Source organism: Cohnella thermotolerans DSM 17683 (assembly GCF_000429825.1).
Lineage (GTDB): Bacteria > Bacillota > Bacilli > Paenibacillales > Paenibacillaceae > Cohnella > Cohnella thermotolerans.
Genome location: NZ_AUCP01000063.1, coordinates 12,979 through 35,081 on the forward strand (window position 1 = coordinate 12,979; position 22,103 = coordinate 35,081).

At 59.6% G+C, this 22,103-nt stretch carries 15 protein-coding genes and 1 other RNA gene; 15 read left to right on the forward strand and 1 reads right to left on the reverse strand.

Features of this window, described 5'->3' with window-relative positions:
• The first annotated feature begins 2 nt into the window (after positions 1 to 2).
• Positions 3 to 2,660 carry a glycoside hydrolase family 38 N-terminal domain-containing protein gene (locus tag G485_RS0113350; protein ID WP_027092970.1) on the forward strand — a complete coding sequence of 886 codons (2,658 nt, stop codon included), beginning with the start codon at positions 3 to 5 and terminating at the stop codon, positions 2,658 to 2,660.
• A gap of 449 nt (positions 2,661 to 3,109) precedes the next feature.
• On the opposite strand, the gene G485_RS26400 is transcribed toward G485_RS0113350, so the two are convergent.
• A complete protein-coding gene (locus G485_RS26400; protein WP_051318257.1) occupies positions 3,110 to 4,009 on the reverse strand; it encodes a helix-turn-helix domain-containing protein in 900 nt (299 codons plus the stop codon).
• Positions 4,010 to 4,193: 184 nt separating this feature from the next.
• Here G485_RS26400 and G485_RS0113360 point away from each other — a divergent pair, with 184 nt between their 5' ends.
• The 14 genes from G485_RS0113360 to G485_RS29120 all read left to right on the forward strand — a co-directional run.
• The gene (locus G485_RS0113360; RefSeq protein ID WP_027092971.1) at positions 4,194 to 5,939 is read left to right on the forward strand and encodes a class I mannose-6-phosphate isomerase; all 1,746 of its coding nucleotides are present in this window, start codon (positions 4,194 to 4,196) and stop codon (positions 5,937 to 5,939) included.
• A gap of 29 nt (positions 5,940 to 5,968) precedes the next feature.
• Positions 5,969 to 6,946, forward strand: coding sequence for an ROK family protein (locus tag G485_RS26405; RefSeq protein WP_051318258.1), 978 nt, complete (start codon positions 5,969 to 5,971; stop codon positions 6,944 to 6,946).
• Positions 6,947 to 7,066: 120 nt separating this feature from the next.
• Positions 7,067 to 7,303: a preprotein translocase subunit SecG gene (gene secG, locus G485_RS0113370; protein WP_027092972.1), complete on the forward strand. Its 237-nt coding sequence runs from the start codon at positions 7,067 to 7,069 to the stop codon at positions 7,301 to 7,303.
• A 127-nt stretch (positions 7,304 to 7,430) separates the two neighbouring features.
• Positions 7,431 to 10,316, forward strand: a complete 2,886-nt coding sequence (gene rnr / locus G485_RS26410) for a ribonuclease R (protein ID WP_084423302.1) — start codon at positions 7,431 to 7,433, stop codon at positions 10,314 to 10,316.
• A 401-nt stretch (positions 10,317 to 10,717) separates the two neighbouring features.
• Complete coding sequence (locus G485_RS0113380; protein ID WP_027092973.1) at positions 10,718 to 11,692, forward strand: LacI family DNA-binding transcriptional regulator; 975 nt, start codon at positions 10,718 to 10,720, stop codon at positions 11,690 to 11,692.
• A gap of 246 nt (positions 11,693 to 11,938) precedes the next feature.
• Positions 11,939 to 13,234: an ABC transporter substrate-binding protein gene (locus tag G485_RS0113385; protein ID WP_051318259.1), complete on the forward strand. Its 1,296-nt coding sequence runs from the start codon at positions 11,939 to 11,941 to the stop codon at positions 13,232 to 13,234.
• A gap of 16 nt (positions 13,235 to 13,250) precedes the next feature.
• On the forward strand, positions 13,251 to 14,135 hold the full coding sequence (locus G485_RS0113390; protein ID WP_027092975.1) for a carbohydrate ABC transporter permease: 885 nt from the start codon (positions 13,251 to 13,253) through the stop codon (positions 14,133 to 14,135).
• Entirely contained in the window at positions 14,135 to 14,962 is an 828-nt protein-coding gene (locus tag G485_RS0113395) for a carbohydrate ABC transporter permease (RefSeq protein ID WP_027092976.1), read from the forward strand. Before G485_RS0113390 ends, G485_RS0113395 begins: the two co-directional genes overlap by 1 nt.
• A gap of 87 nt (positions 14,963 to 15,049) precedes the next feature.
• Entirely contained in the window at positions 15,050 to 16,453 is a 1,404-nt protein-coding gene (locus G485_RS0113400) for a glycoside hydrolase family 32 protein (protein ID WP_276203361.1), read from the forward strand.
• Between the two features lie 316 nt (positions 16,454 to 16,769).
• The gene (pyrB, locus tag G485_RS0113405) at positions 16,770 to 17,699 is read left to right on the forward strand and encodes an aspartate carbamoyltransferase (RefSeq protein ID WP_027092978.1); all 930 of its coding nucleotides are present in this window, start codon (positions 16,770 to 16,772) and stop codon (positions 17,697 to 17,699) included.
• A gap of 268 nt (positions 17,700 to 17,967) precedes the next feature.
• Positions 17,968 to 18,456, forward strand: coding sequence for an SsrA-binding protein SmpB (smpB, locus tag G485_RS0113410; RefSeq protein WP_027092979.1), 489 nt, complete (start codon positions 17,968 to 17,970; stop codon positions 18,454 to 18,456).
• A gap of 434 nt (positions 18,457 to 18,890) precedes the next feature.
• Positions 18,891 to 19,253: a transfer-messenger RNA gene (gene ssrA, locus G485_RS29115) on the forward strand.
• 299 nt (positions 19,254 to 19,552) lie between these two features.
• Positions 19,553 to 21,763: a DUF4011 domain-containing protein gene (locus G485_RS0113415; protein ID WP_027092980.1), complete on the forward strand. Its 2,211-nt coding sequence runs from the start codon at positions 19,553 to 19,555 to the stop codon at positions 21,761 to 21,763.
• A 94-nt stretch (positions 21,764 to 21,857) separates the two neighbouring features.
• On the forward strand, positions 21,858 to 22,103 hold a 246-nt coding region (locus G485_RS29120; RefSeq protein WP_027092981.1), incomplete at its 3' end, for a transposase.

The following is a 22,103-nucleotide window of genomic DNA, read 5'->3' on the forward strand; positions in this document are numbered from 1 at the left end:
AGATGTCGAACATCCGGGAAATTCTCGTTTATCACCATAGCCATCTGGACGTCGGCTACACCCATCCGCAGCCAGTGCTGTGGGAACTGCAGAAATCGTACATCGATCAGGCCATCGACTTGTGCGAGGCGACGGCGGACGATCCGATCGAAGATCGCTTCTATTGGACGTGCGAGGCGACGGCGCCGGTCGTCCGGTGGCTGGAGACGGCCGACAGCCGGCAAATCGCGCGTTTCGAGGCTTGCGTCCGCAGCGGGCAAATCTGCCTGACGGCGGCATACATGCACAGCACGCCGCTCTGCTCCGCCGAAGAGATGGCGCGAGCGCTGTATCCGGTCCGGACGCTGCGGGAGCGGTTCGGGGCGCCGATCCGCACGGCGATCAATCACGACATCAACGGCCAGCCGTGGACGTTCGCGCAGCTGTTGCTTGACGCGGGAATCGAACTGTACACGACGGGCATCAACATGCACTTCGGCGGCATTCCCTTCCGGCGTCCGCGCGCTTTCCGCTGGGAAACGCCCGACCGCAGGCGGCTGCTGACGTTCCACGGCGAGCATTATTCGCTGTTTACCCAGTTCGGCGAACTGTGGGAGAAGGACATGGACAAGATGAAGGCGGGCCTGGGCCGCTACATGGCAAGGCTCGAACGAGAAGACTATCCTTACGACTTCATCTACCTGTCGGCCACGAACATCCCGATGCTCGACAATACGCCGCCCGACCGGGAATTGCTCGAGATGATCCGCCGATGGAACGCCGAAGGACTTGGCCCGAAGATTCGGATGGCGACGCCGGAGATGCTGCTGGACCGGCTGAAGGATCTGCCGCCCGAGTCGGTGCCGGTGCATTCGGGCGACTGGACGGACTATTGGAACTTCGGGGCGGCCAGCTCAGCGGACGAGACGCGCCTCAGCCGCCGGGCCAAGATCGCGCTGCAAAGCGCGGAGTTCCTCGCCGCCTTCCGCGAGGGTTCGACCGGGAAAGCGGAAGCCGCCCTGTACGCCGAAGCCTGGGAGCAGACGCAGCTGTACGACGAGCATACGTGGGGCGCCAACATCTCGGTCAGCGATCCCGACGCGCAGTACACGAAGGTTCTCTGGGGGCACAAAGCTCACTTCGCCCACCAGGCGAACAGCTTGAGCGGGTATTTGCTGAACGCGGAGATGGAGCGGTTCGCCGGCAATCCGCCGCAGTCGGGCCGTCCGGAGGGCGTTCTGCTCGTCAATCCGACTTCGGTGGAGCGGACGGAGGAAGTTCGGATCCCCGCCTACTGGTATCACGAAGGCCGGCATACGACCGGAGGCCGATTCTTCGTCCACCGCAACAACGACGATATCGATTGGACGGCGCCGGTCGACGGCTATGTCACGCTTCCGCCCTTCAGTTGGAAGAAGATGCCGTTGAAGGCGTTGGCCGGCGGCGCGGCCGAACGGGCCGAAATTCATCTAGCGGACGGTCTTATCGATACGCCATTCTACCGCGTCGCCTATGATCGGGATACGGGGCGAATTGTCGAGCTTATCGATAAAAAAGCCAACGAGCCGTTGATCGATCCGGACAGCGAATGGACCTGGTTCCAGTACGTTCGCGAGACGCCCGACCCGCTGCGCAACGCACGCCGCCGGGATACGCTGTTCCCGCGCGACGTCGACAAGGGCAACAACAACATCAGCTGCTGGAACCGCGATTGGAAAGCCGAGCGGCGGGGCGCGGAGAAGCTGCTGTCCTGCACCGCTCAAGCGCATGACAGCGGCGCCACGCTGACGCTCGTCTGGGAAGCGCCCGGCGTGCGGCGTCTGGAGCAGCGCATCACGTGGTTCCGCGACCGCCCGGGCATCGAGCTGCAAGCGAAGCTCGACAAGACGGACGACCGGGCCCCGGAGTCGATCTATTTCGCCTTCCCGCTTCGCCTCGACGCGGGCTGGCAAGCCGTATACGACACGGCCGGGACGCTTGTCCGGCTGGACGACGACCAATTGCCCGGCGTTAGCCGGGACTGGGTGACCGTCGATCGGGCGGTGTCGGTGTTCGACGGCCGCCGGGGCGTCACCCTCGCATGCCCGGACGCGCCGCTCGTCCAGATCGGCGGATTCCGCTTCGGGAGGGAGAGCGCCGCCGTCGAGCGCGAAGCCAACCCGCTGCTGCTCGCCTGGCCGATCAATAATTACTGGGACACCAACTTCCGGGCGAGCCAGCCGGGGCCGATCTCGCTCACCTACACGATAACGCCGTTCCGGTCGTTCGAGAGCGGGGAGATGCTGCGCCTTGGCGTCGAGGCTGCGCACCCGGTGCAGCTGTTCCCCGCCGTCGAATGTGCAGAGGAGACGGGCGGCACGCTGCTGGAAGTGTCGGGCGACGGCATTGAGGCGACCTACGTGAAGCCGGCCGAAGACGGCGACGGCATCGTCGTCCGGCTGCGGAACGGACGGGATCTGCGCGGCGGCGCCAGCGCGAAAGACGCGATCGGCGCGGAGAGCGGGCAGGCCGCAGTAGGAACGCCCTTCGCCATACGCCTGCCGGGAGCGGCGATTGAGCGGGCGTATCTCGCGAATGTGCTGGAGGAGAACGTCGCCGAGTTGGAAACGGCCGGAGACACGGCTCGCGGATTGCTCGCGCCCGGCGGGCTGGCCACGATCCGGATTCGCCTCTCCAAGTAGCGCATAGAGAACGGTCGATGAGGCTTATGGAGCCTTCATCGACCGTTTTTTTCTCAAAACAAAAGGATTTGATTATTCTAGGTGAAGAGGAGCCGCTGAACAAGACGAAAATCGTCTTGCCGAGCGCATTCGGAGCTGATCGCCTCTGTAAGCCGCCGATGTCGGGTACAGCGCGCCAAAGGGGGCCGAGCGCTTCAGTCGTAGTTTTTTTCACTCTTGTTCCCTTATCCCCTCTGCTCCGCCGGTCAACGCGACACCTCGCCGCAGACGCGGGGGGAGGAACTCGAAACGGCACCTAACCGGGACAGAGCCGATGGGAGACCGATGTCTGAGGTACGGGGATAAGGGTTCAAAAGCGTAAACAAGGGGGTGTGGCAAGCCATGCGCCGGAATCGGTAAACCACCGCAAGCAACCTGAAGCGGAGGGATAAGCCGGACGAACGCCTCCCTCAGAACAACTCGGTATGCTCCTTCAGCCTCTTGAGGAATTGCCCCGGCGGCTCGCCCATCTCCGACTTGAACACGGTCGTGAAGTAATGCACCGTGTCGAAGCCGGTCTCCTCCGCGATCCGCTTGATCGACCAATCGGTCGTCGTCAGCAGCGACACGGCGTGCCGGATGCGCTCCTTGCGGACGTAGCTAGAGTAGGATTGCCCCAGCTCCTCGCCGAACAGGCGGGACAGATGCCGGGGGGACACGTGCAAATAATCGGCAACCGAGGAGAGCTTCAATTCCTGCGACAGGTTGTCCCGGATGTACAGCTTGGCCCGGTGCACGAGGGTGGAGGAAGAAGGGTGAGCGGGCAGCGCTCTGGCCGGCTCCCGCTGATCGGCGAACGCGCTCTCGAAGGAAGCCATCAGCGCGCAAGCCAAGCTCAAGACGCTGTCGTCGAAAAAACGCCTCGTCGCCGGAATCTGCTTAAGCAGCGCATTCCAAATCAGCACGGAAGGAAGACGCTCCGCCTGCCCGATCAGGAACGTCCGGGACTTCTCCAAACCGAGATACCGCTTGACCCCTTCCTCGGAAGAATCCGAAGGGATCACCTCGAAGGCGACGAAGACGATGTACAGCCCGTTATCGCTAATAATCTGATGCTTGATGTGAGGGCGCGACATGAACAGCGTGCCCTTGCCGAGCGGCCACCGCTCTCCGCCTTCCTCGTAGAAGCCCTCGCCGTCCGTCACGTAACATATTTCGAAAAAAGAATGCTTATGGACATGGTTCGTGAGCAGCCTCGTCTCGCCGCCCCAATAGTGAACGTAAAACGACAGCTCCGCGCCGTTCACATGCACGGCGTAATCGTTCAGAACGGCGTTGCAATTGTCCAGCTCTTGCTGCGTAAAGTCCATGCGTCAACACCATCCGCTCGGAATTATACCCATCATAATGGACGCGGGAAGCGATTTCAACGGTTGCGGAACATGTCTATTTTTTATAAATCGCCGTCTTGTTCATGCAAAGACTCTCCCTCGCCGGATTTCTATAATGTAGGGGATAACAAGAGAGCCGCGAAGAGGACAAGGGGGAATCCGCATGCCGTCTTACGACAAAGAACCGGTCATCCGCATCGAAGGCTGGGACCGCGAAGCTTGGGAGGGGTACGCCGCCGTCGCCGGGGAGCTGGCCGCCCGGATCGAGGGGCGCGAGAGGACCGTTATCGTCGTCGAATGCTATCCCGCCGTCCGGATCGAAGAGATTGTGGAAGGGCTGCGGCCGCTCAACCCGGCGCTGGTCGTCCGATCGGAGGAAGCTGCGCTGGAGCGGGACCGGCTGAACGAGCTGCTTGCGAGATATTTGACGGACGACCGCGTGTTCGGGTATATGGCGCCTTTTACGATCGACGAATGGTACGATTCCGGGAAGCTGGAGGCGCTGGCCCGGCAAATTCGGGACGTGCGGGAAGGCGTCGTCATCGTCGCCGGTTTCGGCGCTTCGCTTCTGCTTGGAGAGGACGACATTCTGGTTTACGCCGACCTGGCCCGTTGGGAGATTCAGCAGCGTTACCGAAGCAAGGAATTCGGCAATTGGCGGGCAGACAACGAAGAGGAAGACATTCTTCGCAAATATAAACGGGGGTTCTTCGTCGAATGGCGAACGGCGGACCGGTTGAAAAGGAAGCTGCTGGAGCGGGCGGATTACTACCTGGATACGAACCGCAGGCGGGATCCCCGGATGGTCACCGGAGCGGCTTTGCGTGCGGGCCTCCGGCAAACGGCGAGCCGGCCGTTCCGGCTCGTGCCGTATTTCGATCCGGGCGTATGGGGCGGACACTGGCTGGAGGAGCGCATCGGGCTGGAGCCGCAGGCGAATCCGTATGCGTGGGGCTTCGACGGGGTGCCGGAGGAGAACAGCCTTTACTTCCTGTACGGGCAGACGCGAATCGAGCTTCCGTCGATCAACGTCGTGTTCGCCCAGCCGGAAGCGCTGCTCGGCGAACGGGTATACGCCCGGTTCGGCGCGGAATTCCCGATCCGCTTCGACTTCCTGGATACGGTCGGCGGACAAAACCTGAGCCTGCAGGTTCATCCGCTGACGGATTACATCAAGGAAACGTTCGGCATGGCGTACACCCAGGACGAGAGCTATTACATTCTGGATGCGACGGAGGAGGCGTCGGTCTATCTGGGGCTTCGGGAAGACGTCGATCCCGAGCGGATGATGGACGATCTCGAACGAGCGCAGCGGGGAGAGCGGTCGTTCCCGGCCGAGCGGCACGTGAACGTCTTCCCGGCGCGCAAGCACGACCATTTCCTCATTCCGGCCGGCACCGTGCATTGCTCCGGCGCCGGCGCGATGGTGCTTGAGATCAGCGCGACGCCTTACATCTTTACGTTTAAGCTGTGGGATTGGGACCGGCTCGGACTGGACGGCAAGCCCCGTCCGGTGCATCTGGAGCATGGCAAGCGCAACATCCGGTGGGAACGCCGCACGGAGTGGACGAAGCGCAATCTGGTCAATCGCGCGGAACGGGTGGCCGAAGGGGACGGCTGGGTCGAGGAGCGGACGGGGCTCCACGAGCTGGAGTTCATCGAAACCCGCCGCCATTGGTTCGATACGAAGGTCGAGCATCACACGAACGGCGGCGTGCAGGTGTTGAACCTCGTCGAAGGGGACGAAGCGGTCGTCGAGAGCCCGACCGGCGCGTTTGCCCCGTTCACGGTGCGGTACGCGGAGACGTTCATCGTGCCGGCTTCCGTCGGCGCGTACACGATCCGGCCCGCGAAGCGGCCGGCCGACGGACGGCGGTTCGCTACGATCAAGGCTTACGTAAGAACTTGAATTTTTTTCTCGTTGAGGAGGATCGCCTCGTGAACGTCACCATCGACTTCGGCGGAACGAACATCAAGATCGGCCTGGTACAAGAAGGCGCGGTGCTGGCGAAGACGAGCATACCCGCGAATTCCGGCGACGGCATGCTCGCCCGGCTGCCGGAAGCGGAGCGCGCCGTACGCGGCCTGCTGGCCGGGGCGGGCGCCGACCTCGGGCAGTGCGAGGGCGTCGGCCTGTCGCTGCCGGGCATTGTGGATACCGGACGGAAGACGCTCGTCTCCATCAAGGGCAAATATACCGACGCGATCGGCTACGACTACGCCGGCTGGGCGAAGGCGGCGTTCGGCCTTCCGCTCGCCGTCGAGAACGACGCCCGCGCCGCCTTGCTCGGCGAGGTCGCTTACGGCGCCGCCCGGGGCGAACGGGACGCGGTGCTCGTCATCTTCGGCACCGGCATCGGCACGGCGGCGATGATGGAAGGCCGGGTCGTCCGGGGCAAGCACGACCAGGCGGGCATCCTCGGCGGCCACTTGACGACCGACGTCTACGGCGTGCGATGCGCGTGCGGCAACCCAGGCTGCCTTGAAGCGCAGGCGAGTCATTGGTCGATTCCGCAGCGTGCGGCCAAGCTGCCGGGCTTCGCGGCGAGCGCGCTGGCGCGGGAGAACGGCTGGGGCTACGAAGCGATCGTCAAGGCGGCGCTCGAAGGCGACCGCTTCGCGAACCGGCTGCTGGACGACCTGATCGTCCATTGGCGGGCGGGCATCGTTAACCTCATCCACGCCTACGATCCGGAGGTTGTCATCCTGAGCGGCGGCCTCATGAAGTCGGCCGATGTTTTGCTCCCGCGGCTGACGGAACGGCTGGAGGCTTCGGCCTGGCTGTCGTGGGGAGCGCCCCGCTTCGTCGTTGCGCAAGATCCGGAGACGTCGGCGCTGCTCGGCATGTCGTATCTGGTTTCCCGGCAGCTTGCAGGGGCGGATGCCGAACGGAACCGATCGCCGGAAAAGGCTTGACGCTGTCAGTTGTCACCCCGAATCGATTATGGTACAATGAAAATGCTGTTTATCTGGCAATCGTCAACGTTATTTTCCGATTCGGATCGGATTTTGCGTTTATAGCGGGGGGTATCGGCAGTGGAGATTTTCCTGAAAATTCTTTTGTTTATCTTCTCGATCGGATTGATCGGCGTCGTTCTGCTGCAGCGCGGCAAGAGCGCGGGCTTGTCCGGAGCCATCACCGGCGGGGCGGAGCACCTGTTCGGCAAGCAGAAGGCGCGCGGCATGGATCTTTTCCTGCAGCGGCTGACGATTGCGTTCGCTATCGGCTTCTTCATTCTGGCGCTGCTGGTCGCGTACGTGGTCAAAGCTTAATAAGAGGAACGGAGAGCGGGGAGCACGGGCTTCCCGCTTTTTTTGTGTATCGACAATGGACGGGTACCCGGTTGCTAGGTAAGAAAAGCGTATATACTAGAAGCAGGACGAGGTGATGCGGGTGCCATTGTGTACGGAGCAGGAGCTGCTGGGCTTCATGCGCGAGAATGCGTATAAGCCGATGACGTACCAGGAACTGGAAAAGCATTTCGGCATCGAGGATGCCGCTGAATTTAAAGACTTTCTGAAGTTGTTGACCGAGCTGGAGCAGGAAGGGAAGATTATGCGAACCCGCACGGAGCGCTACGGCGTTCCGGAGCGGATGAATTTGCTGCGGGGCAGGCTGCAGGCCCACCCGAAGGGCTTCGCTTTCCTGTTGCCGGACGAACCGGATCATCCCGATCTGTACATTCACGCGAACGATCTGAAGGGCGCGATGAACGGGGACATCGTCCTCGGACGGGTGACGTCCAAGAGCGAAGGCGGCTCGCGGCTGGAAGGCGAGGTCGTGCGCATCGTCAAGCGCGCGGTGACGCAAATCGTCGGCGTGTTCGAGAACCACGAGAGCTACGGCTTCGTCATTCCGGACGACAAGCGGATTAACAAGGATCTTTTTATCCGGAGCGAAAATTTCCACGGCGCCGTGACCGGCCAGAAGGTCGTCGCCAACATCATTCATTATCCGGAAGGCCGGTCCGCGGCCGAAGGCGAAATTATCGAAATTCTTGGCCATAAGGACGACCCGGGAGTCGACATTCTGAGCATCATCCGCAAGCACGGCTTGCCGGAAGGGTTCCCCGAAGAGGTGATGGCCGAAGCGGAAGCCATCCCCGACTCTATTACGGAGGAGGAGATCGTGCGCCAAGGCCGCCGCGATCTGCGCGGCAAGACGATCGTCACGATCGACGGCGAGGACGCGAAGGACCTCGACGACGCGGTGAACGTGGAGCGGCTGCCGAACGGCAATCTGCTGCTGGGCGTCCATATCGCGGACGTCGGCTATTACGTGCGCGAGAAGTCGAAGCTGGACGAGGAAGCGTACAACCGGGGCTGCAGCGTCTACCTGGTCGACCGCGTCATTCCGATGCTGCCGCACCGGCTGTCGAACGGCATCTGCTCGCTGAACCCGCAGGTGGACCGGCTGACGCTGTCGTGCGAGATGGAGTTCGAGCCGCAGACGATGCGGCGCGTTCGCTATGATATTTTCACAAGCGTGATCAAGACGAAGGAGCGGATGACGTACACGAACGTCCGCAAGATCCTCGTCGACGAAGACCCCGAGCTGATGGAGCGCTACGCGCCGCTCGTCGAGACGTTCCGGACGATGCGGGAGCTGGCGATGGCGCTGCGTCAGCGGCGGATGCGCCGCGGCGCGATCGACTTCGACTTCCAGGAGTCGAAGGTCATCGTGGACAGCGAAGGCAAGCCGGTCGATATCGTCAAAAGAGAGCGGTCGATCGCGGAGCAGATCATCGAAGAGTTCATGCTGGCGGCGAACGAGACGGTGGCGGAGCATTTCCACTGGCTGAAGGTGCCGTTCGTCTACCGGGTTCACGAGGAGCCGAGCAGCGAGAAGCTGCTGACGTTCATTCAGTTCGCGGCCAACTTCGGCTACGCGGTGAAGGGCAAGGGCAATTCCGTGCACCCGCAGGCGCTGCAAACGTTGCTGGAGGAAATCCGCGGCACGAAGGAAGAGACCGTGCTCAGCACGATGATGCTGCGCTCGATGAAGCAGGCGAAGTACGACGCCCAGAGCCTCGGCCACTTCGGCCTGGCGGCGGAGTTCTACACGCACTTCACGTCGCCGATCCGGCGCTATCCGGACCTCGTCATCCACCGGATCATCCGCGAGGTGCTCGAGAACGGCGGCATGCTGCCGGAGGAACGGATGGAAGCGCTCGGGGCGCGCATGCCGGATATCGCGCAGCAATCGTCCGAGCGGGAGCGCATCGCCGTCGACGCGGAGCGCGACACGGAGAAGCTGAAGAAGGCCGAGTTCATGTTGGACAAAATCGGCGAGGAATTCGACGGCATCATCAGCGGCGTGACGGGCTTCGGCATGTTCGTGGAGCTGGAGAACACGGTCGAAGGCCTGATCCGGCTGAGCGACATGTCGGACGACTATTACCATTTCCATGAGCTGCATATGGCGCTCATCGGCGAGCGCACGTCCAAGGTGTACCGGATCGGCGACGAGGTGCGCATCCGCGTGGCGCGGGTAAACATGGACGAATACGCGATCGACTTCGAGCTCGTCGACATGAAGCCGCGCCGGGCGAACAAGGTGAAGTTCCTCGACGCGCGCGGCGGAGGCTTCGGCGCGGGCGGCGGCCGCGGCAAGCGGAAGCGCCGCGGCGAGGTCGTCGCGTTCGGGCGCAGCGAACGCGAAGGGGCCGGCCGGGGCGAAGCCGGCCCGGCCGAGGGCGCGCGCCGCGGCGGCAAGAGCCGCAAGCGCGCGGGCAAGGCGGGCCGCGGCGAAGAGCGCGGCGCGGCCCGCGGGTTGGCGCCGGCGCCGGGCGGCCGGCGCGGCGGGGAGGCCGCCGCGGGTGCGGGCGGCGGCAAGGGGCGCGGCCGGCGCGGAGACGGCCGCGAGCAGGCGGAGCCGCCGGCGGTGTTCGGCGGCGGCGACATTATCGGCGAGGGCCGGACGCGGCCGATCAAGGCGACGTTGGCGCGCGAGGGCGGCCCGGCCAACAAGGATTCGGCGGATTACATCCCCGATCCGGTGCCGCGCGGCCAAGGCGTGACCCTCGATATGTGGGGGCTGCCCGTCTCGGCGGCGGGCCGCCGATCCCGTTACGACGACGACGAGGCCGAACGGGGCGGCAGACGCAACGAGAAGGTCGGACGCCGCCCAGCCGGCGACGGGAAGAAGCGGGCCGGCAACGGCCAGGCAGCCGCGGCGAGCGGAAGCAAGAAGCGGACCGGCGGCAAGCAAAGCCCGGCCGCAACCGCCTCCCCCGCCGGCGCGGAAGCCGCGAAGCCTTCCAAACGCAAGAAAACCAAAAAGTAACTGCAAAAGGGGTCGCCGGCTCGTCCGGACGGCTCTTTTTTTCTGGCTGAATCGCTCTTTCGCAAAGCTTCTTCGCCGTGCATGGATGCCGGCTGCCGTTGGTTTGTGGCAAGGACCCGGCGTCTTGGGCGGTAACGGACCGTAGAGCTCTTATTTCGCGGATGAACTCTATTTATGATGAGTTATCGGACAGGGAATCCGTTATTCGCTTGAAACGGCGCCTGATTCGCTCAAAATCCAAGCCATAACGGAACGACGGTCCGTTAAGAGGAGGATGGCGCACATATTTCTGCAAATAACGAACGGAGTGTCCGTTACAGCCGCTCCGAAAGGCCAGATGCAATGGTATAATGGCCTTAATTGGATGTCGCCTCCGCACACAAGAGGCAAGAGGGGGCCTTATGGCAACGATTCATGACGTAGCCGAGCGCGCCGGCGTATCGGTGACGACGGTGTCCAGAGTACTGAACAACCGAGGATACATCAGCGAGAAAACGCGGCGGAAAGTGTACGACACGATGGCGGAGCTCAACTACCAGCCGAACGAGATCGCCCGCTCCTTGCTGCGCAAGCAGTCCAACCTGATCGGGCTGATCGTGCCGAACGTCTCGCATCCGTTCTTCGGCGAACTGACCGATGCGATCGAGTACTACGCTTATCAGCAGGGCTGCAAGCTGCTGCTTTGCAATTCCCAGCTCGACCCCCTCAAGGAGCGGGATTATATCGAGATGATGAAGCGCCACCGGGTGGACGGCATTATTATGGGCAGCCATACGCTCGAGGTGGAGGAATACCGGAATTTGAACTATCCGATCGTGACGATCGACCGGCGGATCGACTCCCTTCCTTACGTCGCTTCGGACAATTATCGGGGGGGCGAGCTGGCGGCGGAGCTTCTGATCGGGAAAGGATGCCGGAAAATCGCCCATATCTGCGGCAACCTGCAGCTGGACATGCTGTCGAATCTCCGGACGGCGGCTTTCGAAGAGAAGCTTCGCTCGGCGGGGATCGAGTTCGTGACGCTGCAGACGGAAATGAACGTCTTCGACCAGCAGGAATACGAGCAGCTGATCGCCAAGCTGTTCGATAACCATCCGGATATCGACGGCGTATTCGCCACCAGCGACATTATCGCATCCTTCGTGATGAAGCGGTGCCGGATGCTGGGCAAAGCCATTCCGCAAGATATTCGGATTATCGGCTACGACGACGTGAATGCCGCCTCCTGGGTTACCCCCGCGATCACGACGATCAAGCAGCCCATCGAAGACATGGGACGGCTGGCGGTGGAACTGATTCGCAGGCAAATGGAGGGCGAGCCCTTCGAGAGGGAGAATGTGCTTCCCGTTAAACTCGTGGAGAGGTCGACGACCTAGAACGCCTCCGTACCATTAGCGGGGGCTTCCATTGCGTTCGTTCGAACCGGTTGGAATCAAGACGGCCTCGCACGGGTGCTTTGCAGGTCGGTATGTCAAAGGATTGACATATGTCAAACGTTTGACATATAATCCGAAATGTAAGCGGTTCAGTCTTTTTCTTCGAAAATATCAAATTTTACTGGGGGAAGAAACGTGAACAAAATCAAAGGGCTTCAAGTGCTCATTCTGTCGCTGCTTGTCGTCATGGTCGTTACAGCGTGCGGCGGCAACGGAGGAGGCAAAGACACGAACGCATCCGATTCAGGCAACGGCGCCGGAAATGCAAGCGCTTCCGGAAAAGCGGTTAAAATTACGCTTCTCAACTCGAAAGGCGAAATTCAAACCCAGCTTGAAGACGCCGCCAAGGCGTTCCATGAAGACAATCCGAATATTACCCTCGAAATTCAAGCGGTTCCGACCGGCGGCTCCCCGTTCGAGCGGGCTTCCGCGCTGTATGCGTCCGGCAACCCGCCGACGATGATTATGCTGGATACGGGCGACGTCGAGAAGTTCAAAGACCGCATCCTCGATCTGAGCGGCGAGAAGTGGATGGCGGATACGGTCGCGAACGCCACCGATCTGACGACCTTCGACGGCAAAAATTACGCGTTCCCTCTGGCGATCGAAGGCTACGGCTTCATTTACAACAAGGCTGTCGTCGATAAGGCGGCAGGCGGAAGCTTCGATCCGTCCACGATCACGACGACAAGCGCGCTGGAGAATCTGTTCAAGCAGATCGAAGCGTCCGGCAAGAAGGCGCTCGTCATCTCCCCGATGGACTGGTCGCTCGGCGCGCACTACTTGCCGCTTGCGTATGCCGGCCAAAGCAAAGATCCGGCGGAAGTGAACAAATTCCTCGATTCGCTGAAAGCCGGCACGGCCGATCTCGCGAACAACAAGGTGTTCAACGGACTAATGGATACGTTCGACGTCATGATGAGATACAACCTCGACCAGAAGTCCCCGCTGTCCGGCGCCTATGAGCGCGGTCCCGAAGTGCTGGGCAAAGGCGAAGTCGGCATCTGGTTCATGGGCAACTGGGCATGGCCGCAAATCAGCGGCTTCGACACGGCGAACGGGCAGTACGGCTTCCTGCCGGTGCCGATCAGCAACAATCCGGACGACTATGGCAATCAGGAGATTTCGGCGGCGGTCTCCAAACGGATCGTCATCGACAAAGAGAAGAGCACGCCGGAGCAGCAGGAAGCGGCGAAGAAGTTCCTGAACTGGATCGTCTACGAAGCCAAAGGCCAGGACTTCCTCGTCAACAAGGCGAGCATCATCCCGGCGTTCAAGAATATTACGCTTCCGGCGGCAGACCCGCTGGGCAAGTCGATTCAGGCGTATATGGCCAAAGGCAAAACGGAGCCGTCCATGAGCACGCTTCCGGCGGACCACTGGTCCAAAGTCGGCGCGTCCATGCAGAAATATTTGGCGCAGAAGAGCGACCGGGCCACGCTGGCCAAAGAGATCGAAGATTATTGGAAATCCGTGAAGTAGATCGAGAGGTGTCTTGATGATTGCGGAAAAGGGAGTGTGGAACCGGCTGCGCACCAGGCTGCTGTTCACGGGGCCTACCTTGTTTGCTTTTCTGACGGTGATGATCGTACCGTTCGTGTACGGGATTTATTTGACCTTTACGAACTGGGACGGCATCGCCACCTCGCATACGCTGGTCGGATTTCAAAACTACGGCGAAGTGTTCCGGGACCGGGACTTCTGGCAATCGTTCGCGCTGACGCTCAAATATGTGCTCTTCTCCGTCGTCCTCATCAACGCCATCGCTTTTGCGCTGGCCTATGCGTTGACCAAGGGCATGCGGGGACAGAGCCTGTTCCGGGCGGGCTTCTTCGTTCCGAACTTGGTAGGGGGGATCGTGCTCGGCTTTATCTGGCAATTTATTTTCTCCAAGGTTCTCGTCTACTTCGGCACCAAGGCGGACATCCCGCTGCTAAGCTATTCGTGGTTGACCGATCCGGACAAGGCGTTCTGGTCGCTTGTCATCGTAACGGTTTGGCAGTATGCGGGCTACATGATGGTCATCTTCGTCGCCGGTCTGATGAACGTTCCGAACGACATTCTGGAAGCGGCGAGCATCGACGGAGCGAGAGGATGGATGCGCATGCGCAAAATGACTCTCCCGCTCATGGTGCCTTCCTTTATCGTGACGATCTTCCTGTCGCTGCAGCGCTGCTTTATGGTATATGACGTCAACCTGTCGCTGACGAACGGCGGCCCGTTCAAAAGCACGGAGTTCGTCTCGATGCACGTGTACGAGAAGGCGTTTCTGTCCCGCGACTACGGGGTCGGGCAAGCGGAGGCGTTCGTATTGTTCCTGCTGGTGGCCGCGGTGACGTTGCTTCAGGTGTATTTCAGCAAGAAGCTGGAGGTGGAGGCCTAATGGCAGCCCGCAATTTCGCCGCTTCCTGGCTGAAGTACGCCGCGCTAACCGTCTGTCTCCTGTTGTTTATCGTGCCGTTCGTCTTCCTGCTGCTGAACTCGTTCAAAGAAAACAACGCGATTACGTCCAATCCGATGTCGCTTCCCGATCGCTTCAATTTTCACAATTATACGTATGCGGTCGGCAAAATGGGCTACATGTCGGCGTTCTGGAATACGTTGATTATTACGGTGGCGAGCGTGCTGCTCATTTCGCTGTTCGCCGCGATGACCGCGCATTATTTCGTCCGGAATCAGACGAAGGTCAACCAATATACGTTCCTCATCATGGTGGCTTCCATGATTATTCCCTTCCAGGCCATCATGATTCCGCTTGTGAAAATATACGGCTCGCTCGGAATGCTCAACAACAAGGCGTCGCTCGTGTACATGTATTTGGGCTTTGGCAGTTCGCTGGCCGTCTTCATCTACCATGGTTTTGTGAAAAGCATTCCGGCCGAGCTCGAAGAAGCGGCCATGATCGACGGATGCACGAGAACGCAGACGTTCTTCCGCATCGTGCTGCCGGTTCTGACGCCAACGACGGCCACGATCGCCATTCTGAACGTGCTGTGGATTTGGAACGACTTTCTGCTTCCGTCGCTAGTATTGGTCAATCCGGAGCAGCGCACGCTCCCGCTGTCGACGTACAACTTCTACGGAACGTACACGGTCGATTACGGCCCGCTCATGGCCGGTCTCGTCCTGACGGTTCTTCCGATCATCGTCGTGTATTTGTTCGCCCAGAAATATATCATTCAAGGCGTCATGCAAGGTTCGATCAAATAAATCGCAGAGGTAGGATGGCTTATCAAACCGACAATTCTTTATACACGGGAGAACGCCGATCGCTTCATTCAAGAGAACAAGCCTAAGCTGCGCCCGGATTATCGCCTGAACTATCACCTGATGGGCGAATACGGGTGGATCAACGATCCGAACGGCTTTGTTCAATATAAAGGGCATTATCATCTGTTCTATCAGCATTACCCATACTTGCCGGAGTGGGGACCGATGCATTGGGGCCATGCGGTAAGCCGCGACTTGATCAAATGGGAGTACCGGCCGATCGCGCTCGCTCCGGACGAAAGCTACGACGCCGGAGGCTGCTTCTCGGGCAGCGCCATCGAGAAGGACGGCTTGCTGCATCTGATCTATACCGGCCACGTGGTGACGGGACCGGACGCTTCCAACGACTATCGGCAGACGCAAAACCTGGCCGTCTCGGACGACGGCGTTCGCTTCCGCAAGCACGCGGGCAACCCCGTCATCGGCTTGCCGCAGATTCCGGCGGGGGCGAGCCGGAAGGACTTTCGCGATCCGAAGGTGTTCGAGCGGAACGGAATGTATTATGTCGTGCTCGGTTCGAACGACGGCCAAGGCAACGGACAGATTCTATTGTACCGATCCGGGGATCTGGTGGATTGGACATACGTCGGCGTCATGGCCAAGAGCGGGGGAGAGATGGGGGACAACTGGGAGTGCCCGGACTTCTTCTCGATCGGCGGGACGGACTTCCTCATGTTCTCTCCCCAGCGCATGCCGTCCCAGGGGCGAGACTATTGGAACTTACACTCGACGGTGTACATGCGCGGCCGCTGGGACGAGCAAACCGGAGCGTTCCATTCCGAAGGGTATGCGCCGATGGATCAGGGCTTCGACTTCTACGCGCCGCAGTCCGCGCTCGACGATCGAGGCCGACGGATCGTCATCGGGTGGATGGATATGTGGGAGAGCGACATGCCGACGCAGAAAGGCCATCAATGGGCGGGAGCGATGACGCTTCCCCGGGAGATGATCGTGCGGGACGGGCAAGTCCGGTTCCGGCCGGTGGAGGAGATCGAGAGCTATCGGGGCGAATTTTTCGAGCTGCGGGGCGTGGAACTGGAAGGGGAGGCGCCTCTCGAGACGGCGGGGGACAGCTATGAGCTGGAAGCCGTATTTGACGCGGGAGAAGCGGAGAGGTTCGGCTTGAAGCTCCGGGTCGGCGGCGGGGAGGAGACGGTGCTGAGCTATTCTCCGCGGGAAGGCGTGTTCACGTTCGACCGGAACCGGTCGGGGATCGGACCCGGAGGCGTTCGGGAGACGGAAATCCCGCTGCGCGACGGCAAGCTAAAGCTGCGGGCGTTCGTCGACCGTTCCTCGCTGGAGGTGTTCCTGCAGGACGGGGAGAAGGTTATGACCGCGCGCATCTATCCCGGAAGCGGCTCGCTCGGCATCGCGGCGTTCTCCGAAGGCAAGAGCAAGCTGGAGGCTTTGCGCAAGTGGGACATCCGGTAGGTTACGCGCAGGAGAGCTATCCGGTCCATACTGGACACTTCGCTCCGGCCTAATTACCGGCGGTCGAAGCGGCTTTGCCGCGAGCCGTGTCGATTCGGATTCAAGCAAGTGGGCAGGGGCCGTCGTTAGTCCGGGCGGCTTCTTTTCGCATATATTGAAACTTTCGTTATTCCGATCGTTCCTTCGCGCTATGGCCGAGATTGAAGCCGAGTTTCGGGTGCTGAGGATGCGATAATCCGTTTTACTTTTGGGGGCGTATCCTATAGGATAGATTTTAGTGTGTTCAGGCTAACGGACGAGAGGAAGGATTCCCAAAATGCAACCGAATCTGTATCACGTGCTCGGAGCGAAGCAGTTCAGCCGTGCGGAGCTAGACGATTTGTTTGAGGCTTCCAAGCGGATGGAGGAAGTCGTGCGGGCGGGCGGCAACCGCAGCCACGAGGGGCGGATTATGACGACGCTGTTCTTCGAGGCGAGCACGCGGACGCGGCTCAGCTTCGAATCCGCAATGTCGCGGCTTGGGGGCAGCGTCATCGGGACGGAAAACGCGGCGCAATTCTCGTCGGCGATCAAGGGCGAGACGTTGGAGGACACGATCCGCATCGTGACCGGATACAGCGATGTCATCGTGATCCGGCATACCGACATCGGCGCGGCGAAGCGCGCGGCGGCGGTGGCCGGCGTGCCGGTCATCAACGCGGGCGACGGAGCGGGGGAGCACCCGACGCAGGCGCTGCTGGACGCGTATACGATTCAGAAGGAAATGAGCCGGATCGACGGCGTCCGGATCGCCATGGTCGGGGATCTCGCTTACGGGCGTACGGTGCACTCCTTGAGCTATATTTTGGCCAATTATAAAGACGTTATGATTTATTACATCTCGCCGGACAACGTGCGCATTCCGAGCAGCGTCAAGCGGTACATGGAAGAGCGCGGCGTCCGCTACGAGGAGACGACCGATCTGAACGCGGTGGCGGGCTCCATCGATGTGCTGTACCAGACGCGGATTCAGAAGGAACGTTTCCCTTCGCTGGAGGAATACGAGAAAGCATCCGGCCAATACATCGTGGACGAGGAATTGCTGTCCCGCATGCAGAAAAACGCGATCGTCATGCACCCGTTGCCCCGGGCCGGCGAGATTACCGAGGGCGTCGACAGCGACCCGCGGGCCGCGTACTTCCGCCAGGCGCAGAACGGGCTGTACATCCGGATGGCGCTCATCGATAAGTGCCTTAAGGGCGTTTAATTTTAGCGGAGTGAAAAGTTCGGTAAGTCGTGCCTGCTCTTTGGGTTGGAGGTTAACGCCTCCCCGAGGGTTCGCTCGAAGTCCGCGAGTCTCGCCTCACCGGATTTTTAAGGAGGTTTGCTCGAACCTTGGAGGCATCTGTTCCTACACCCTCACAAGGGTGGCTCGTCCGGTTGTTTCCGGGCTACGGCGCGTGTTATAATGAATGACCACCCCCGATTTTGCGGGGATGATGCACGTCGTTCCGCCGAAGGAGATGAAGATTTTCATGGGGAAGAAAGACCAGCACGACAAACCGCTTGCTCAGAACAAGAAAGCGTCTCACGATTACTTCATCGAAGAAACCTTCGAGGCGGGCATGGTGCTGACCGGCACGGAGATCAAGTCGCTTCGGGGCGGCCGCGCGAACCTGAACGACGCCTTCGCGACGATCCGGAACGGCGAGATTTTCCTGCATAACATGCATATCAGCCCGTTCGCCCAGGGCAACCGGTTCAATCCGACCGACCCGACGCGGGCGCGCAAGCTGCTCATGCACAAATCGCAGATTCACAAGCTGTACGGCCAGTCCAAGCAGGAAGGCTACACGATCGTGCCGCTTAAGGTGTACATTCGCAACGGCTACGCCAAGTGTCTCATCGGTCTCGGCAAAGGCAAGAAGAACTACGACAAGCGTGAAGCCGCGGCCAAGAAGGACGCGCAGCGCGATATCCAGCGGGCGCTTCGCGAGAAGCAGAAAGTGTCGTCTTACAGCTGATTTGGCGCATTTGCGGCAGGCTTTCAAGGGCAGAAATCGCGGGCTGCCAGCGTAAGCAGGGATTGCCGGGTTTGACAGCAACATCGTGCGGTTTTCCCGCGCGGGACGTGGTATAATAAGAAAGCACCGATGCAAGAACCGCCGCCTGCCGTGCGGCGCCGTCGTGCACGAACCGCAGCATTTCGGGAATGGGCTTATGGTTGTCGGTATTGCGCCGGATTATGCTGATCGACCAGAATCGATCTACAGTAAGCCTTGCGAATGACCGACGGTTGGAGGCTCTTATCGTAAAGCGAGGCGTGCGATCTGTCTCATCCAGCCTGTAAGCTACGATGACGGCCTAGCGATTCGTATCAACCAGCCTGTAAGCTAAGATAACGGGCTGGGCATCCGTTCATCCCAACCGCCTGGCTGCGATGACGGTCTACTTTTTCGGGGGCGTTTATGGATTCGACGGGGACAGTTCGAGCATGGGTAGCGGGTAGTGGGGCTGCGGCCGCTTCAACAACGCGGAAAGCGAATAATCGCAAACAAGAAACCTTCTCTGGCTCTGGCCGCCTAATAACGGCCTCCAGGCTCCTACCCTCCATCGCCCATGTGGCGGGATAGGGGCTCAACTTTAGTGGGATACGCTGTCTAGTCTCCGCCTGGGGCTAGCTGAAGAAGACAATCAGGCTGACCCAACGAGAAGCCGGTTCCGGGGCGTCTCTCGGGTGACATCAAAACTGGAACTACACCCGTAGAAGCCTGTGTGGCGTTGTCTTCGGACAGGGGTTCGACTCCCCTCGCCTCCACCATGCAAATCCACAACCGCATGAGGTTGTGGATTTTCGCTTTGAAGCGGAAAAATGAGCCAAGCCACTTGAGACTATGGCCTGGCTCATTTTTTGTTTACACTTTTGCAAATAAGATGAGCAGCTTCGCCTCCACCGAATGGACCCACAATGTCTAGCCTATCAGGATTTGAACAGGGAGACGGTCAAGGGGGTATATCAAATTTTCAAAATAATAGAGGAAAAAAGTCTTGTTTTGAAGAAAAAATTCAATATATGTGTTTGTAAGGAGCATGAAATCCTGGAGTCTATGAGGTGCAGTTATGGAAAGCGTTGAAAATCAAACGATTACATGCGAGTGGCTGCGTTACGATGTGCTCAATTATGCCATGCAGCAAAATTTTGTGCCGGTCGTTCGCAAGTTGACGCTTGTCAACCATTCATCCGAGGATCTGCATCAAGTAACGGTGACCATCAAGCCGGGTACGGATTTTGCCGCGGAATGGTCGAAGACGCTGGATGTCATACCGGCGGGTCAGTCGGTGGAAGTGGGGCCGGTTCACTTGCCGGTGTCGGGAACGTTTCTGGCTGGTTTAGCGGAGCGGCTACTCGATCGGCTCACGCTTCAGGTCGAGCATGGTGGAAAACTTCTGTATCAAGAAGAGTCGCCAGTTGCGATTCTAGCCTACGACCAGTGGGGCGGGCTAGCCGCTATGCCGGAAATGGTCGCCGCTTTCGTCATGCCCAATCATCCTGCTGTGGCCAAGGTCATCCACGAAGCGGGCGCGTATTTGGAAAAATGGACGGGCAACCGTTCTTTCGATGCCTACCAGAGCAAGAATCCGAACCGCGTGCGCCATCAGGCGGCGGCCATTTATTCGGCGTTGCGGGACTATCAGATAACATACTGTGTGGCGCCGGCCAGTTTTGAAGAGCGAGGGCAACGCGTCCGGCTGGCAGACACTTTGTTTGGGACACGCATGGGCAATTGTCTCGATTTGTCTCTGTTTATTGCCTCATGCTTGGAAGCGGTGGGGCTGAATCCGCTAATCATTTTTACCGACGGCCATGCGTTTCCGGGCGTTTGGCTTGTGCAGGAGACGTTTTCCGAGATCATTCAGGACGACATCACGATGCTGACCAAAAGGCTGGCTGCCGGCATACATGAGATCAGCATCGCGGAAGCGACGCTCATGTGCGCTGGCAATCAGGCTTCGTATCAGGACGCGGAGTCCGTCGCTTTATCATATTTGGCTAACCCTGATTCGTTCTTGGGGTTGGTGGATGTGAAGCGCGCTCGTGCCAGCTCGATCCGTCCCTTGCCGATTCGCATCTCGACGCCCGAAGGGTGGAAAATCGTGGAGGAGGATCGGCCAAAACCCGGCTCGACGGAAGAGCCGGGTGAAATCACGATCCTTGGGCGGCCGGCCGAGGTGGACGCCGTAGCGGTTTCCAAGCAGCAGATGTGGGAACGAAAACTGCTCGATTTGACTTTGCGGAACACGCTGCTTAACTTTCGGCTGACCAAAGCTGCGATGCCCATCCTGTATTCACGGCTGGGCGAATTGGAGGATGCACTTGCGGAGGGCAGGGAGTTTAATTTGCTTTCCCGGCCCCTGGATTGGGAGAATACGGCTCGCAGCGCGGAATTGTTCCATAGCATCAGCAAAGACGATCCCCTGAACACCTTGTTACAGGAAGAATTCGCAAACAGGCGCCTCCGTATCGATGTGGGCGAGCGGGAACTGTTTGATAAAGCGACGCACTTGTACCGTTCTGCCCGCTTGTCGCTGGAGGAAAACGGCGCCAACACGCTATACCTGGCGCTCGGATTGCTCAGGTGGTACGAAACGACGGCCAGTGAAATGCCGCGTTACGCACCGATTATTCTGATTCCGGTCGACCTTGTCCGCAAGACTTCAAGCTCGGGCTACGTGCTCCGGGCAAGGGATGAGGAACCGCAAATCAACATTACCCTGCTGGAAATGCTTCGGCAAGATTTCGGCATCTCCATCGGCGGTCTCGATCCGCTTCCACGCGACGACAAGGGCATCGATATCAATGGCATTTTCACAACAATACGCCATGTGGTAATGCATTTGCCGCGGTGGGACATCGTCGAGTCGGCGTATATCGGACTGTTCTCCTTCAGCCGCTTTGTCATGTGGAATGATATTCGCAACCGGTCGGCCGATCTGGCCAAAAACAAAGTGGTGGCCAGCCTGATCTCCGGAAAACTGGAATGGGACCCCGGCATGACGTTTCCGGAAGCCGATCAGTTGGACGAGCTATATGCGCCGGATGAGCTGCTGCTTCCGATCAGCGCGGATTCCTCGCAGATGACCGCGATCAGCGCGGCTTTGCAAGACAAAAGCTTTGTGTTGCATGGACCGCCGGGAACGGGGAAGTCACAGACGATTACGAATTTGATCGCGGCATCTTTGGCGCACGGGAAGACGGTGCTGTTTGTTGCCGAAAAAATGGCGGCGCTCAATGTAGTGCAAAAGCGGCTGGAGCGTTATAGTCTCAAGTAGTGGTGTAAAATTGCGCCGAGCTTCTTGACAAGGGAAGCCACGGTATGATTTCTACTAAAGTGACGCGACTCTACTTTAGAAGGAGGATCAAACCGTGGCTTCTATAGATAGAATGTCACTTTTAGAGCTGTTGCGCAAGTCTGGTTCTGATGGTGATGTTGATTTTCTTAAAGAAGCTCTGAATGTGCTGGTTCATTCGTTGATGGAGGCGGAGGTAGCGGCCCAGATCGGCGCCGAGCGTTATGAACGAAACACCGAAAGAACCAATCAGCGGAACGGATACCGGCACCGGGAGTGGCATACCCGGGTTGGAACGCTTGACCTAAATATTCCAAAGCTT

Excerpts from the sequence above, each read along its gene's own strand:
- G485_RS0113395 (WP_027092976.1), top strand. The coding sequence starts at position 14,135 with ATGGCAGCCCGCAATTTCGCCGCTTCCTGGCTGAAGTACGCCGCGCTA.
- G485_RS0113390 (WP_027092975.1), top strand. The coding sequence starts at position 13,251 with ATGATTGCGGAAAAGGGAGTGTGGAACCGGCTGCGCACCAGGCTGCTG.
- G485_RS0113360 (WP_027092971.1), top strand. The coding sequence starts at position 4,194 with ATGCCGTCTTACGACAAAGAACCGGTCATCCGCATCGAAGGCTGGGAC.
- G485_RS0113380 (WP_027092973.1), top strand. The coding sequence starts at position 10,718 with ATGGCAACGATTCATGACGTAGCCGAGCGCGCCGGCGTATCGGTGACG.
- smpB (WP_027092979.1), top strand. The coding sequence starts at position 17,968 with ATGGGGAAGAAAGACCAGCACGACAAACCGCTTGCTCAGAACAAGAAA.
- G485_RS0113385 (WP_051318259.1), top strand. The coding sequence starts at position 11,939 with ATGGTCGTTACAGCGTGCGGCGGCAACGGAGGAGGCAAAGACACGAAC.
- G485_RS26400 (WP_051318257.1), bottom strand. The coding sequence starts at position 4,009 with ATGGACTTTACGCAGCAAGAGCTGGACAATTGCAACGCCGTTCTGAAC.
- G485_RS0113350 (WP_027092970.1), top strand. The coding sequence starts at position 3 with ATGTCGAACATCCGGGAAATTCTCGTTTATCACCATAGCCATCTGGAC.
- pyrB (WP_027092978.1), top strand. The coding sequence starts at position 16,770 with ATGCAACCGAATCTGTATCACGTGCTCGGAGCGAAGCAGTTCAGCCGT.
- G485_RS0113415 (WP_027092980.1), top strand. The coding sequence starts at position 19,553 with ATGGAAAGCGTTGAAAATCAAACGATTACATGCGAGTGGCTGCGTTAC.